Here is a 13,558-nt window from a genome sequence, read left to right as displayed (position 1 = left end):
CGGAAAGGGAAACCCTGGGACAGGCGAACGGCGGGTCGCACCCGGTTATAGGGACTGGCCGGCGCCGTTGACAAGCGCGGCCGCCGTGCCCGTGCGCTCCTCCGCCTTCCTGTAATCGCGGGCCTCGCCGCACACCCATTCATAAAAGGCCGCCACCTTGGGGCGGTCGAAGTAGCGGGGCGGCGCCACGAAGTAATAGGCCAGCTCGGTCGGCAGGGTGATGCCGAACGGTGCCACCAACCGGCCGGCGTCCAGGTCGTCGGCCGCCAGCACCCGGCGCGCCAGCGCGATGCCGTGGCCGGCCACCGCCGCCTGGAGCACCAGGGCCGAATCCGTGAAGCGGGGGCCGCGCGCCGCGTCCACGCCGCGCACGCCGGCCGACTGGAGCCACATGGTCCAGCCGATCAGGAAATCGTCGTGCAGCAGGGTGAACCCGGCCAGGTCTTCCGGCGTGCGCAGGCGTTTGGGGCCTTCGAGCAGGGCGGGTGAGCAGACCGGGAAGATATCCTCGGTCAGCAGCTTCTCCGCCCGCACCCCTTCCCAGCCGCCGCGCCCGAACCGGATGGCCGCGTCCACGTCCTGCTGGGTGAAGTCGACCATCTGCGGGGTCGTGGACAGCAGGACGTCCAGATGGGGATGCTGCTCCTGGAAGTGCGGCAGCCGCGGGACGAGCCATTTGGCGGCGAAGGAGGCGATGGTGCTGATGGTGAGCGAGCCTCCGCCGTCGGCGGCCTTGAGCTTCGCCGTCGCGTCGGCGATCTGGTCCAGCGCTTCCCGCAGCGGCGGCAGATAGCCCTGGCCGGCCTCGGTCAGCACCAGCGCCCGGTTGAGCCGCCGGAACAGCGGCACGCCCAGCACGTCCTCCAGCCCCTTGATCTGGTGGCTGATGGCGGCCTGCGTCACGTTCAGTTCCTCCGCCGCGCGGGTGAAGCTGAGATGGCGCGCGGCGGCCTCGAAGGCGCGGATGGCGTTCAGCGGTGGCAGGCGGCGGCCCATGGTCCGGTTCGGCGATTAGTTTTGCTCATGGAGTCTATGGGAAGGCCGGACCGGGATGCAAGGAGGCGAACCCCTCCGGGGGCGTTTCGCATAGCCGGTGCGCGCAAGCATCGTCACTGCCTCGCTGTCGGAGTGGCATGATCGTGGATGGTGGAGAACCCTTCGGGCATGGACGCACCTCCGTGGACTACGGCTTCCGGGGAAATGAAGGAAAGCACAGGGTGCATCCCGGTACTGTAATCAGCGTCACACGCGGTAATTAGTTTTCCTAATCCGCATTATGAGAAAGCGTCGTTTGTGCGCAAGAACCGGGTCGCGCAAATATTCGGTTATCACGATGATGTCTTTCGATGATGACCGGTCGAAGCCGGAGCCGCTTCGGTCCCGCTTTCGCATAAGGAGAGCCAAGATGTCCGTCGGCATTGGAAAGTCCGCTCCGCACGGTGCGGACATAAGCCTGAAGAGCTTCAATCGCCTCCTGGTGACTGCCTTCGATACCTTGCTGGAATGGCAGGACCGGGCGCGGCAGCGCCACCGCCTGGGCGAGATGGACGATCACCTTCTGCGCGACATCGGCCTGTCCCGCGCCGATCTGGAACAGGAAGTGGTCAAGCCGTTCTGGCGGCCCTGACGGTCGTCCAAGGAGCGACGGGCCGGCTCAATCGCGGTCGGCCCGTTCGTTCATGAGATCGCCCGTCACCGAGGCGATCTCGTCCAGCGCGCTGGTCAGGCGCGGCAGATAGCGGCGCCCGTCGTCGGTCAACTCCAGGCCCCGGGCGAAGCGACGGAACAGGACGACTCCAAGCCAGCTTTCGAGCATCTTGACATGGTGGCTGATCGCCGCCGGAGTCACTTTCAGCTCCTGCGCCGCGCCCGTGAAGCTGCCATGCCGCCCCGCCGCCTCGAATGCCCGTACGGCGCTGAGCGGTGGCAAATGCCGGCTCTGATGCGTTTCGAAGTCCAACCTCTGTACCACCCCCGATCCATTCCGCTCCGAATGATGCGTTCAGCGTTGAAACAGTCCGGAAGGGACTGAGGTTTCATCCGAACAGCAGCAATGCGAGCGGAATGGACGGCAGGGCCAGGACTGTCTGAAGGGTGATCGTCCCGGCCATCAGCCGGGCGTCGCCGCCCATCTGGCGTGCCAGCACATAGGCAGACGCTGCGGCCGGCAGGCTGTTGAAGAGCACCGCCACTGTCAGGGTCAGGCCGTGGACCCCGAAGACGGCGCCGTACAGCGCCGTCAGCCCCGGCACGACCAGCAGTTTCGTCAGCGACGACTGGAGCACGGCACCACCGGCGGAGCGCGCCGCCGCGAGATCCAGGCCGGCGCCGACCGCCAGCAGCCCGAGCGGCAGGGCGGCATCGCCCAGGATCTCGAAGACGGGGCCGATCAGGGGCGGCCGGCCGATGCCGACGAGGTTGAGCGCCGCTCCGGCCGCCACGCCGATGATGATCGGGTTGCGCAGGATGCCCAGGGCGACCGCCCGGATCGAGCTGCCGTTCCCGGAGCCGTAGCGGGACAGGACGATCACGCACAGCACGTTCACCAGCGGCACGACCGTCGCCAAGCCGATCGCGAACAGCGTGACGCCGGGTTTGCCGAACAGTGCCGCGGCGGCGGCCAACCCGACGAAGGTGTTCGGCCTCACCGATCCCTGAAAGACGGAGGTGAAGGCGGGACCGTCTGGATGGAGATGCCTGCGCAGCAGAAGCAGGAACAGTGTGGTGGTCAGGATCGCCGAGACCAGGGCCAGTCCCATGGGGACGACCGCGAGGTCGCCCAGGCTGGCCTTGGACAGGTTGTCCAGCAGCAGGAGCGGAAAGAAGATGTAATAGGTGAGCTTCTCGACCGGCACCCAGGCTTCGTCCGGGACGAACCGGCGCCGGCGCAGCACGTATCCCAGCAGGATCAGGATGAAGATCGGCGTGAGGGCGGTGAAGACGATGAAGAGCTGGGACATTCAGGAACTGCCGTCTTCGGTCCCTTCCTCCCCGCCGCTTTCCCGGTCGAAACGTTCCTGTTCGAGCCGTTCCTCTTCGGCCAGCCGCGCCGCCGCGCGCATCCCCGCGAGCGCGTCCAGCGCGCCCTGGAGGATGTAGGCGGCGGCCATCTTGTCCACCACCTCGGCGCGGCGCTTCCGGGTCATGTCTGCGTCGATCATCATGCGCTGGACCGCGCTGGTGGACAGTCGCTCGTCCCAGAACGCGATCTCCTGCTCGCCGCCCAGGATGTCCCGATGCTCCAGCATGCTGGCGCCGAACTGCCTGGCGCGTTCGGCCGAGGGTCCCTCGCTGCCGTCCATGTTGACCGGCAGCCCGATCACGACGGCGCCGACCTCCCGGTCCTTGATGATCCGGGCCAGCTCGCGCGCGTCCACCGTGAACTTGGTGCGCTTGATCGTGCCGATGGGCGACGCCACGGAGAATCCGGGGTCGGAGATCGCCATGCCGATGGTCTTGGTGCCCAGGTCGAGCCCCAGCAGCCGCCTGCCGCGGGGCACGATGTCGAGAAGGTCCGTGAGCTTGCGGATCGCCATATCGGGTGTTACTTTCGGCACACAGTCATAAAGGCACACTGCCGGAAAATTACCATTTTCTGCCGTCGGCCGGGGCAGTGCTCCGGCACGAGGCGTTCGCGGACGGAGAGACTTACCCCATGTCGCTCGATAAGGCCACCGTGGCGAAGATCGCCCACTTGGCCCGCATCAAGGTGCCCGAGGCCGACCAGGACCACCTGGCCGGCGAACTCAGCAACATCCTGAACTTCGTCGAGCAATTGAACGAGGTCGATACCGCCGGCGTGCAACCGATGACCAGCGTGGCACCCCACAAGCTGCGCCGCCGTCCCGACGCCGTCACCGACGGCGGGATCCGCGATGCCGTCCTGCTCAACGCCCCGGACAGCGCCGAGGGCTTCTTCGTCGTGCCGAAGGTTGTCGAGTGATGACGGATCTGACAAAGCTGACCATGACCGAAGCCCTGGCCGGGATGTCCAAGGGCGAGTTCACCAGCGTCGAGCTGACCGAGGCGCATGTCCGCGCCGTCGAGGCGTCGCGCCCCCTGAACGCCTTCATCACCGAGACTCCGGACCAGGCGATCGCCATGGCCGAGCGGGCCGACGCCCGCCGCGCCAAGGGCGAGGCCGGCCCGATGAACGGCCTGCCGATCGCGGTCAAGGACCTGTTCTGTACGGAAGGCTTCCAGACCACCGCCGGCAGCCACATCCTGGAAGGCTTCAAACCCCCGTATGAGTCCACCGTCACCGCCAACCTGTGGCGGGACGGCGCCGTCATGCTGGGCAAGGTCAACCTGGACGAGTTCGCCATGGGCTCCTCCAACGTGACCAGCCATTTCGGCCCCGTCGTCAGCCCCTGGAGCCAGGGCACCCTGGTGCAGCGCGACCTGGCGGAGGAGGGCGGCTTCCTGTCCGAGCTGACCGCCGCCGTGCGCCAGCCGCGCCCGGTGCAGGAATGGCAGTGGACCCGCAAGCTGGTGCCCGGCGGATCGTCGGGCGGTTCGGCCGCCGCGGTGGCGGCGCGCTGCGCCATGGCCGCGACCGGGACCGACACCGGCGGCTCGATCCGCCAGCCGGCCTCGTTCGTCGGCATCGTCGGCATCAAGCCGACCTACGGCCGCTGCTCGCGCTGGGGCATCGTCGCCTTCGCGTCGTCGCTCGACCAGGCCGGCCCGATGACCCGCACGGTCGAGGACGCCGCCCTGATGCTGGGTTCCATGTGCGGGTTCGATCCCAAGGATTCGACCAGCGTGGACATGCCGGTGCCCGACTTCCGCGCGGCGCTGACCGGCGACATCCGGGGCCTGAAGGTCGGCATCCCGAAGGAATACCGGGTCGACGGCATGCCGGCCGAGATCGAGAAGCTGTGGCAGCAGGGCATCGACTGGCTGAAGGCGGCCGGCGCCGAACCGGTCGAGATCAGCCTGCCGCACACCAAGTACGCCCTGGCGACCTATTACATCGTGGCGCCGGCCGAATGCTCGTCCAACCTGGCGCGCTACGACGGCGTCCGCTTCGGCCTGCGGGTCGAGGGCAAGGACCTGAAGGACATGTACGAGAACACCCGCGCCGAGGGCTTCGGGGCGGAGGTCAAGCGCCGCATCATGATCGGCACCTACGTGCTGTCGGCGGGATACTACGACGCCTATTACCGCAAGGCGCAGCAGGTCCGGACCCGGATCGCGCAGGACTTCGAGCAGGCCTACAAGCAGTGCGACGTGATCCTGACGCCGACGGCGCCCAGCACCGCGTTCGCCATCGGCGAGAAGATGGACGATCCGATCGCCATGTACCTGAACGACGTGTTCACGGTGCCGGCGTCGCTGGCGGGTCTGCCCGGCATCTCGGTGCCGGCGGGGCTGGCATCCGACGGCTTGCCGCTGGGCCTGCAGATCCTCGGCCGGCCGTTCGACGAGTCGACCGTGCTGCGGGTGGCCGGCGTGCTGGAGAATGCCGCCGGCTTCGACGCCCTGCCGCCCTTCGTCGCCGCCCGCGGCTGACGCCGACCCTGATCCTGAGGAAGTTGGATAATGACCAGTGTGATCAACGGGACTAATTTGATCAAGGGCGAGACCGGCGACTGGGAAGTGGTGATCGGGCTGGAAGTCCATGCCCAGGTCATTTCGAACGCGAAACTGTTCTCGGGAGCCTCGACCCTTTTCGGTGCCGAACCGAACACGCAGGTGAGTTTCGTCGATGCCGCGTTCCCCGGCATGCTGCCCGTCATCAATGAGCACTGCGTCGAGCAGGCGGTCCGCACGGGCCTGGGCCTGAAGGCGCAGATCAACCTGTTCTCGGTGTTCGACCGCAAGAACTACTTCTACGCCGACCTGCCGTCGGGCTACCAGATCAGCCAGTTCCAGCAGCCGATCGTGGGCAAGGGCGAGATCGTGCTGGACATGCCGGACGGCACCAGCCGCACCGTCGGCGTCACCCGCCTGCACCTGGAGATGGACGCGGGCAAGAGCGTCCATGACCTGCATCCGAGCCGCACCTATGTCGACCTGAACCGGTCCGGCGTCGCCCTGATGGAGATCGTTTCGGAGCCGGACATGCGCACCTCGGAGGAGGCCGCGGCCTATGTCCGGAAGCTGCGGGCGATCCTGCGTTATCTCGGCACCTGCGACGGAAACATGGAGGAAGGCTCCATGCGCTGCGACGTCAACGTGTCGGTGCGGCGGCCGGGCGAGCCCTACGGCACGCGGACCGAGACGAAGAACGTCAACTCGATCCGCTATGTCCAGATGGCGATCGACTATGAAGTTCAGCGCCAGATCGAGGTGATCGAGGGCGGCGGGACGATCGTTCAGGAGACGCGGCTGTGGGACACGACCAAGTTCGTGACCCGGTCGATGCGCAGCAAGGAGGAGGCGCACGACTACCGCTACTTCCCCGACCCCGACCTGCTGCCGCTGGAGCTGGAGCAGTCCTGGGTGGACGCGATCAAGGCGACCTTGCCGGAGCTGCCCGACGACAAGAAGGCGCGCTTCATCAGCGACTACAAGCTGTCGAACTATGACGCCGGCGTGCTGGTCGCGGAACGGGCGAGCGCCGACTTCTACGAGACCGTCGCCAAGGGCCGCGATCCGAAGCTGGCCGCCAACTGGACCATGGGCGAGCTGTTCGGCGCGCTCAACAAGCAGGGCAAGGGGATCGAGCAGTCCCCGGTCTCCGCCGAGGACCTGGGCGGCCTGATCGACCTGATCTCCGACAACACGATCAGCGGCCGCATTGCCAAGGACGTGTTCGCCGAGATGGTCGCGACCGGCAAGCCGGCGGCCCTGATCGTCGAGGAGAAGGGCCTGCGGCAGGTGACCGACACGGGTGCCATCGACAGCGCGATCGACGGCGTCCTGGCGGCCAATCCGGACAAGGTCGCCGAGTACAAGGGCGGCAAGGAGAAGCTGTTCGGCTTCTTCGTCGGCCAGGTCATGAAGCAGACCCAGGGCAAGGCCAACCCCGCCATGGTCAACGAGATCCTGACCAGGAAGCTGAACGGCTGACGCGACGCGGCGGGAATGCCGGGCCTGCGGGTCCGGCATTCCGCTTTCTTCCCTATATATCCAGAGAAAACCAGGAGCCCCCGCGATGGCCGGCAAGCCCGACAGCCTGAAGCCCGAAACCCTTGCCGCCAACGCCCTGGGTTGGATCGACCCGAACACCGGCGCGATCGTGCCGCCGATCCATCCCAGCACGACCTATCTGCGCGACCCCGACAACAGCTACGACACCCACGGGCGCGTCTACAGCCGTGCCGACAACCCGACCTACGACCAGGTCGAGGCGTTGCTGAACCGGCTGGAAGGCGGGCAGGGGGCTCTGGTCTTCTCCTCCGGCATGGCGTCGGCGACGGCGCTGTTCATGGCCCTGAAGCCGGGCGACCATGTGGTGGCGCCCAGCGTGATGTACTGGTCGCTCCGCAACTGGCTGATCGACTTCGCCAAACCCTGGGGGCTGGACGTCGAGTTCGTGCCGAGCGCCGACATGGACGCCCTGGCACGCGCCGTCCGGCCGGGCAGGACGGCGCTGGTCTGGGTCGAATCGCCGAGCAACCCGATGTGGGACGTGACCGACATCCAGGCCGCGTCGGACATCGCCCACGCCGCCGGGGCGCGGCTGGCCGTGGACAGCACCTCGGCCAGCCCGGTGATCACCCGCCCGCTGGCGTTCGGCGCCGACTATGTGATGCATGCCGGCACCAAGTACCTGAACGGGCACAGCGACGTGATCGCCGGCGCGCTGGTCACCGCCGCCGACGACGACCACTGGAACCGGATCAAGGGTGTCCGCAAGGGCCTGGGAGCGGTGCTCGGCCCGTTCGAGAGCTGGCTGCTGCTGCGCGGCATGCGCACCCTGTACCCGCGGGTTCGCACTGCATCGGCCAACGCGCTCGACATCGCGCGGTATTTCGAGGGGCATCCCGGCGTCGCGGAGGTTCTGTATCCGGGGCTCCAGAGCCACCCCCAGCACGACATCGCCCGCCGCCAGATGATCGAAGGCTTCGGCGGCATGCTGTCGATCCGCATGAGCGGCGGTGCCGCCGCCGCGGTCGCGGTCGCGGCCAGTACCGAGGTCTTCACCCGCGCCACCTCGCTGGGCGGGGTCGAAAGCCTGATCGAGCACCGCGCCAGCATCGAGGGCGCGGACACGCCGGTTCCGGACGACCTGCTGCGCCTGTCGGTCGGCATCGAGGATGCCGAGGATCTGATCCGCGACCTGATCCAGGCGATCGAGAAGAGCCGTTCGGCGGTCTGAGGCGCCGCGGTGGGGCCGCGGTAAAAAGGTAATGGAACGCGTACGATAGGGGCTTGCCGAACAAAGCCCCGCTCGCTATACAGAGCGCCGCGCCGGATAGGTGGCCGAGAGGCTGAAGGCACAGCTTTGCTAAAGCTGCGTGGGGGAAACCTCACCGTGGGTTCGAATCCCACCCTATCCGCCATTCTCACGATCTAATCTATTGAACTATCAGCGTTTTTCTGGTCCAGGTCTGGATTGTACCATCCACTGATCCATCCGCGCATGGGCGAGGGAAGCGTCAGATGCGGATTTCGTCATGCTGATCTTCTCGCCGGAGTGACAGGCCAATCACCTGATTAACCTCTCTCCCGGTTGCTGGTACACTCCAGCGCGGGGGTTTCTTGCCCCTGGAGCATGACCATGACCAGATCTGACAGCTTCGCCGATCTCGACGTCACCGAGCAGCTTTCCCGTCTCCGTCGCCAGATGGAGGAAACCGACAAGTACCGCGCCGAGACGCGCAGGTTAATCGAGGAGAGTGACAAGTGCCGCGCCGAACAGCGCAAGCTGATTGCCGATTTGCAGAAGCTGGACCGCGATCGTCGTCTCGACCCGGTCATCATCGCTTCGACCATCGTCGGTGTAATCAGTGGACTGGTTGTTGCCGTGGTCAACCTGCTGACCAGGTACCTGCCATGACCGTCACAGCCGCGGTATCCGAAGCGATGAATGGCGAAAAGCTGGTCACGAAGACCGACATACAGCCCCTAGCGACCAAAGCCGACCTGTCGGAAACGAAGGCCGATCTCCTGAAGTGGGTGCTCCCAATCCTGCTTGGTCAGCCCGCCTTGACCGCCGCCCTGGTCAAGATGCTGTGATGCCCACCCCTCGCTCCCGTCGCGAAGAAGCTGGTCAAGCCGCTGCTAGTCACCCCGGAGGAGCTGGAGACCTTTCTCTCCAGGTCCATCCCCGCGCAGGCGGGGAAGCAGCGCGTGATCCGGAGTGCCCTTGTTCGTCTCGGATCTATCCCCGCATGCACGGGGGAGCCAGGATGTTCGCCTCGGTGATCGGGCCAGCCTGGGGTCTATCCCCGCAGGCACGGGGAAGCCATGGCCTTGGTCTTGACGTCCCGCAGGTGGGCGGGTCTATCCCCGCAGGCGCGGGGGGGCCGATACCGCCTTGCCCGAACTCGGCGCGGACCTGGGTCTATCCCCGCAGGCGCGGGGGAGCCAAGCTGTACCGCTCCGTCGCCTTGTACCGGACGGGTCTATCCCCGCAGGCGCGGGGGAGCCGTGGATCGAGACGGTGTTGGTCATCATGGCGGAGGTCTATCCACGCAGGCGCGGGGGAGCCCCCACGTCCGATTTCACGGTGGTGGCCGATCGGGGTCTATCCCCGCAGGCGCGGGGGAGCCTTCTGCGTCTGCGTCGCGAACGAGCGGTCCTGGGGTCTATCCCCGCAGGCGCGGGGGAGCCGGTGAGGACTTCCAGGACCCGACCGGGCTGGGGGGTCTATCCCCGCAGGCGCGGGGGAGCCCCGGCCGCTGATTTGAGGCGGATAAGCGGAAAGGGTCTATCCCCGCAGGCGCGGGGGAGCCGCCGTCGTAGCCGCCTTCCGTCCATAGATAGAGGGTCTATCCCCGCAGGCGCGGGGGAGCCCTCAACCGGATGAGCAAGCAGATCGCGATAAAGGGTCTATCCCCGCAGGCGCGGGGGAGCCTAAAGCGCAATAATGCGCCTAGTAGACGTCCAGGGTCTATCCCCGCAGGCGCGGGGGAGCCTTTCATGTCATGAGGCTTACTGATGCCCCGGAGGGTCTATCCCCGCAGGCGCGGGGGAGCCGCAGGATGCGGCCGGCCGTGGACGGCACGAAGAGGTCTATCCCCGCAGGCGCGGGGGAGCCCCCATTGTGTTGGCGCCGATCTGGTACGTCCGGGGTCTATCCCCGCAGGCGCGGGGGAGCCGGCATCAGCACGGGCGACAGGCAGGCGAACGGGGGTCTATCCCCGCAGGCGCGGGGGAGCCGGACGCAGGACAACCCGACCGGCACCTATAACGGGTCTATCCCCGCAGGCGCGGGGGAGCCGCCGGCTGTGCAGTCACGATTTCGGGTGACTGAGGTCTATCCCCGCAGGCGCGGGGGAGCCATACCGGCGCGCTTATTGCGGACCCCTACCAGAGGTCTATCCCCGCAGGCGCGGGGGAGCCTCCTCGTTGTGACTACTTAATGAACCGGGCGGGGGTCTATCCCCGCAGGCGCGGGGGAGCCGCCGCGGACGTACTCGGTCACGAACTTGTCGGGGGTCTATCCCCGCAGGCGCGGGGGAGCCTTGACGCCGTGCCGGGTCACGTCGTCGTACACGGGTCTATCCCCGCAGGCGCGGGGGAGCCCTATCGCCGCACAGCACCAGCCGCCGTTCTGAAGGTCTATCCCCGCAGGCGCGGGGGAGCCTCTAGGGCATAAATGCCTGACCTTATTTGATTGTCAAAGATTCTTATGGTGTATTATTATCATTCAAACTCGCGCGAAGCGAGCAATAATTCAACCCAGAAACAGGGTGCTCACAGATGTTTCCCATCCCACGTCCCTGGGCGAAGTTGCGGCAGAACGAGGATGGGGTGATTGCGTCGTATCTCTCGTTGACCGATCATAGCGCCGACGTCGCCGCCATGATGGAAGCTTTGCTCGGCTTGCCGACCGTCAATCTCCGGCTGGCGCGGTTGGCGGGCAGGCAAGAGCTTTCGGCCGGCCAGCGCGCGCGTCTTGCGGCACTGGCGGCGCTGCACGATTTCGGCAAGGCCAATCATGGGTTCCAGAACAAAGCGCTCGACCGAAATGAACGGCAATCCGTGCGAAGGGCGGGCCATGTCGGTCCGGCGATGGCCATACTACTGGGGGATGAGGGCGGTGGATCTTTTGACACAGCAATGAGGTTAAAAAAAATATTGTACAGTATGCTTGATGTGGAAAACCTTGCCAGCTGGTGCGAAGAAAAGGTCGCCGGTGAAGGGCTGGCGGACCTCATGACGGCTTTGTTCGCCCATCACGGCTCGCTGCCGAAATCCATCGTGGTCGAGCCGGCACTTTGGGAAGCCACCCCCGTATACGATCCACTTTCCGCCGTCGGCGAGCTGACCGCGGCCCTGCGCCGCTGGTTTCCAGACGCTTTCGCGCCCGACGTCGGGCAGGTGCCGACCTCTCCGCGCTTTCTGCATGCCTTCGCCGGGCTGGTCATGCTGGCCGATTGGCTAGGGTCAGACTCCGGCAGGTTTCCGTTTCCCGGCGATCCGGAGGCGCCCTCCGCATCGGCGGACCGGATGGTCTTCGCCCGTGCCGCGGCGCGGCGTGTCCTTATCGACCGATGGCTCGACCCGGAACGTACACGCGACGCCGCCCGGAGCCTATACTGGGATTTCGCAGCGCTCTTCCCGGAGCCTGGCCGCCGGCCTCGCCCGCTCCAGGCCGATTTGCTCGCCCGTACGGCACCGGAACCCGGGTCCGGCAGCCTGCTGGTCGTCGAGGCCGAGACTGGATCCGGCAAGACCGAGGCGGCGTTGATCCATTTCCTGAACCTGCTGCGCGCCGACTGCGTCGACGGACTTTACTTCGCCTTGCCGACAAGAGCATCGGCAGTTCAGATCCATCGTCGCATACGCGATGACCTACGCCGTCTGTTAGGAGACGGCTGCCCGCCCGTCGGGCTGGCAGTTCCAGGCTATCTCCGGGTCGACGACCAGGATGGCGAGCCGCTGCCCGACTACGGCGTGCATTGGCCCGATAACGACGGCGACAAGTTTCGGGACCGGGGCTGGGCGGTGGAGCAGCCGAAGCGGTTCCTGGCGGGAGCCGTCATGGTCGGGACCGTCGATCAGCTCTTGATGGGCGGGTTGATGGTACGGCATGCGCAATTGCGTTCCGCCGCCATGTTGCGTCATCTCTTGGTGGTGGACGAGGTGCATGCAAGTGACCCGTACATGGAGGAACTCTTGCGGCACGTGCTCGACCAGCATCGCGCCGCCGGCGGTCATGCCCTGCTGATGTCCGCGACACTTGGTTCCGCCGCCCGCCACCGCCTGACTGGCCGCACCGACAGGCCGCCCGCACTGGAAGTCGTCGCGGACATGCCTTTCCCCGCAGTAACGTCGGGCACGAGAGATCCGGTCGAGCCGGCTATAGGCGACGCTCCTCCGCCGAAGCCGGTAGCGATCGAACTGGTCGGTGACCCGGAAGATCTCGACGCCGTGGCTCGGCTTGCGGTCGAGGCCGGGGAACGAGGCGCCCGGGTGCTCGTGATCGTCAACACGGTCCGCCGCGCCATGGAGCTTCAGCAGAAGGTCGAGATGCTGGCCAGCCCCTCCAGCTCCGGTCTGCTGTTCGGCATCGCCGGGCGGTCCTGTCCGCATCATGCGCGGTTCGCCGCCGAGGATCGCCGCCTCCTCGACGATGCGCTGGAACAGGCGTTCGGGAAGACGGCAAATGCTCCCTGCATCGCGGTCACGACCCAGACGGCCGAACAGAGCCTGGACATCGACGCGGACCTGCTCGTGACAGACCTGTGCCCGGCCGATGTCCTGCTGCAAAGGGTCGGGCGGCTGCACCGCCACAAACGACCACGCCCCACCGGGTTCGAGACGGCGCGGCTCGTGGTGCTTGCACCCACGATCGACGCCCTGTCGTCGCTGCTGCGTTCTGATGGCAGCGTAATCCCGCGGCTCCTCGGCTTCGGACGAACCTATCCCAATCTGCTGGGGTTGGCGGCGACCCGCCGCGAGCTGGAGGCACGGCGCGGTTTGGATCTGCCGCGGGAGAACCGATTGCTTGTCGAAGCGGCAACTCATCCCGAGGCGCTTACGGCCCTTGCCGAGTCGCTGGGCGGTTTCTGGACAGGGCATGCCAGGACCGTCATAGGCAAGGCCATCGCGCACGGGATGGCGGCGAATACGGCGGAGATCAAATGGAGCAAGCCCTTGGAACCTTTGCCCGAAGGGCTGGATGGCGCGATCAGCACCCGTCTCGGACTCAACGACCGCATGGCGATCTTCCGGAACGGAGTCGAAGGGCCGTTCGGACAGGAAGTGACTCGCATCCGCATTCCTGGATGGCTGGTGCCGCATTCTCCGGCGGAGGCCGCCCCCGAAAACGTTCAAGTCGAGGCTGGATCGCTGCTGTTCAATTTCGGCGGCAAGTCGCTTGGCTATGATCGCTTCGGGCTCAAAGCAACTTAACCTCGGTCCTCAGCGTGTTACTGTTTGCCTTCCTCGCTTGTTGCGAGATGGACCGTCGTGGGCCGATGGCACACGATCGAGA

The 13,558-nt window shown here is 66.4% G+C and carries 12 protein-coding genes, 1 tRNA gene and 1 CRISPR repeat array; of the genes, 9 read left to right on the top strand and 4 right to left on the bottom strand.

The genetic code is table 11. The annotated features are described in order from the left end of the window. Positions 1-45 precede the first annotated feature (45 nt). On the bottom strand, positions 46-996 hold the full coding sequence (locus JL101_RS13350) for a transcriptional regulator GcvA (protein ID WP_203095521.1): 951 nt from the start codon (positions 994-996) through the stop codon (positions 46-48). Positions 997-1,405: 409 nt separating this feature from the next. Between JL101_RS13350 and JL101_RS13345 the strand changes: the two genes are divergently transcribed. Beyond that, the gene (locus tag JL101_RS13345; RefSeq protein WP_203095520.1) at positions 1,406-1,627 is read left to right on the top strand and encodes a DUF1127 domain-containing protein; all 222 of its coding nucleotides are present in this window, start codon (positions 1,406-1,408) and stop codon (positions 1,625-1,627) included. A 27-nt stretch (positions 1,628-1,654) separates the two neighbouring features. Here JL101_RS13345 and JL101_RS36780 read toward each other — a convergent pair whose 3' ends face one another. The 3 genes from JL101_RS36780 to ruvX all read right to left on the bottom strand — a co-directional run bounded on the left by JL101_RS36780 (position 1,655) and on the right by ruvX (position 3,536). After that, complete coding sequence (locus JL101_RS36780) at positions 1,655-1,960, bottom strand: LysR family transcriptional regulator (RefSeq protein ID WP_323374731.1); 306 nt, start codon at positions 1,958-1,960, stop codon at positions 1,655-1,657. Between the two features lie 76 nt (positions 1,961-2,036). Continuing rightward, on the bottom strand, positions 2,037-2,960 hold the full coding sequence (locus JL101_RS13335; protein WP_203095519.1) for an AEC family transporter: 924 nt from the start codon (positions 2,958-2,960) through the stop codon (positions 2,037-2,039). Continuing rightward, positions 2,961-3,536, bottom strand: a complete 576-nt coding sequence (gene ruvX / locus JL101_RS13330; RefSeq protein WP_203095518.1) for a Holliday junction resolvase RuvX — start codon at positions 3,534-3,536, stop codon at positions 2,961-2,963. A gap of 119 nt (positions 3,537-3,655) precedes the next feature. Between ruvX and gatC the strand changes: the two genes are divergently transcribed. From gatC to cas3, 8 genes are all read left to right on the top strand, one after another. Then, the gene (gene gatC / locus JL101_RS13325) at positions 3,656-3,943 is read left to right on the top strand and encodes an Asp-tRNA(Asn)/Glu-tRNA(Gln) amidotransferase subunit GatC (protein WP_203095517.1); all 288 of its coding nucleotides are present in this window, start codon (positions 3,656-3,658) and stop codon (positions 3,941-3,943) included. Beyond that, the gene (locus tag JL101_RS13320) at positions 3,943-5,514 is read left to right on the top strand and encodes an amidase family protein (protein WP_203095516.1); all 1,572 of its coding nucleotides are present in this window, start codon (positions 3,943-3,945) and stop codon (positions 5,512-5,514) included. Before gatC ends, JL101_RS13320 begins: the two co-directional genes overlap by 1 nt. A gap of 30 nt (positions 5,515-5,544) precedes the next feature. Continuing rightward, positions 5,545-7,017 carry an Asp-tRNA(Asn)/Glu-tRNA(Gln) amidotransferase subunit GatB gene (gatB, locus tag JL101_RS13315; RefSeq protein ID WP_203095515.1) on the top strand — a complete coding sequence of 491 codons (1,473 nt, stop codon included), beginning with the start codon at positions 5,545-5,547 and terminating at the stop codon, positions 7,015-7,017. A gap of 85 nt (positions 7,018-7,102) precedes the next feature. Further along, positions 7,103-8,269, top strand: coding sequence for a trans-sulfuration enzyme family protein (locus JL101_RS13310; RefSeq protein WP_203095514.1), 1,167 nt, complete (start codon positions 7,103-7,105; stop codon positions 8,267-8,269). Between the two features lie 94 nt (positions 8,270-8,363). Further along, positions 8,364-8,453, top strand: a tRNA-Ser gene (locus JL101_RS13305). 218 nt (positions 8,454-8,671) lie between these two features. Continuing rightward, the gene (locus tag JL101_RS13300; RefSeq protein WP_203095513.1) at positions 8,672-8,950 is read left to right on the top strand and encodes a hypothetical protein; all 279 of its coding nucleotides are present in this window, start codon (positions 8,672-8,674) and stop codon (positions 8,948-8,950) included. Beyond that, on the top strand, positions 8,947-9,129 hold the full coding sequence (locus tag JL101_RS13295) for a hypothetical protein (RefSeq protein ID WP_203095512.1): 183 nt from the start codon (positions 8,947-8,949) through the stop codon (positions 9,127-9,129). Before JL101_RS13300 ends, JL101_RS13295 begins: the two co-directional genes overlap by 4 nt. A gap of 142 nt (positions 9,130-9,271) precedes the next feature. Further along, positions 9,272-10,702: direct repeats of the CRISPR family, unit length 28 nt; unit sequence GGTCTATCCCCGCAGGCGCGGGGGAGCC. Positions 10,703-10,818: 116 nt separating this feature from the next. Next, complete coding sequence (cas3, locus tag JL101_RS13290; RefSeq protein WP_203095511.1) at positions 10,819-13,476, top strand: CRISPR-associated helicase Cas3'; 2,658 nt, start codon at positions 10,819-10,821, stop codon at positions 13,474-13,476. Positions 13,477-13,558 lie beyond the last annotated feature (82 nt).

It is taken from the genome of Skermanella rosea (assembly GCF_016806835.2).
In the GTDB taxonomy this organism is placed as follows: domain Bacteria; phylum Pseudomonadota; class Alphaproteobacteria; order Azospirillales; family Azospirillaceae; genus Skermanella; species Skermanella rosea.
The sequence above is the reverse complement of the archived record's forward strand: the minus strand, read 5'-3'. Positions and strand labels throughout refer to the sequence as shown.

Coding starts and splice junctions, on each gene's coding strand:
- JL101_RS13350 (WP_203095521.1), bottom strand. CDS start 996: ATGGGCCGCCGCCTGCCACCGCTGAACGCCATCCGCGCCTTCGAGGCC.
- JL101_RS13345 (WP_203095520.1), top strand. CDS start 1,406: ATGTCCGTCGGCATTGGAAAGTCCGCTCCGCACGGTGCGGACATAAGC.
- JL101_RS13335 (WP_203095519.1), bottom strand. CDS start 2,960: ATGTCCCAGCTCTTCATCGTCTTCACCGCCCTCACGCCGATCTTCATC.
- ruvX (WP_203095518.1), bottom strand. CDS start 3,536: ATGGCGATCCGCAAGCTCACGGACCTTCTCGACATCGTGCCCCGCGGC.
- gatC (WP_203095517.1), top strand. CDS start 3,656: ATGTCGCTCGATAAGGCCACCGTGGCGAAGATCGCCCACTTGGCCCGC.
- JL101_RS13320 (WP_203095516.1), top strand. CDS start 3,943: ATGACGGATCTGACAAAGCTGACCATGACCGAAGCCCTGGCCGGGATG.
- gatB (WP_203095515.1), top strand. CDS start 5,545: ATGACCAGTGTGATCAACGGGACTAATTTGATCAAGGGCGAGACCGGC.
- JL101_RS13310 (WP_203095514.1), top strand. CDS start 7,103: ATGGCCGGCAAGCCCGACAGCCTGAAGCCCGAAACCCTTGCCGCCAAC.
- JL101_RS13300 (WP_203095513.1), top strand. CDS start 8,672: ATGACCAGATCTGACAGCTTCGCCGATCTCGACGTCACCGAGCAGCTT.
- JL101_RS13295 (WP_203095512.1), top strand. CDS start 8,947: ATGACCGTCACAGCCGCGGTATCCGAAGCGATGAATGGCGAAAAGCTG.
- cas3 (WP_203095511.1), top strand. CDS start 10,819: ATGTTTCCCATCCCACGTCCCTGGGCGAAGTTGCGGCAGAACGAGGAT.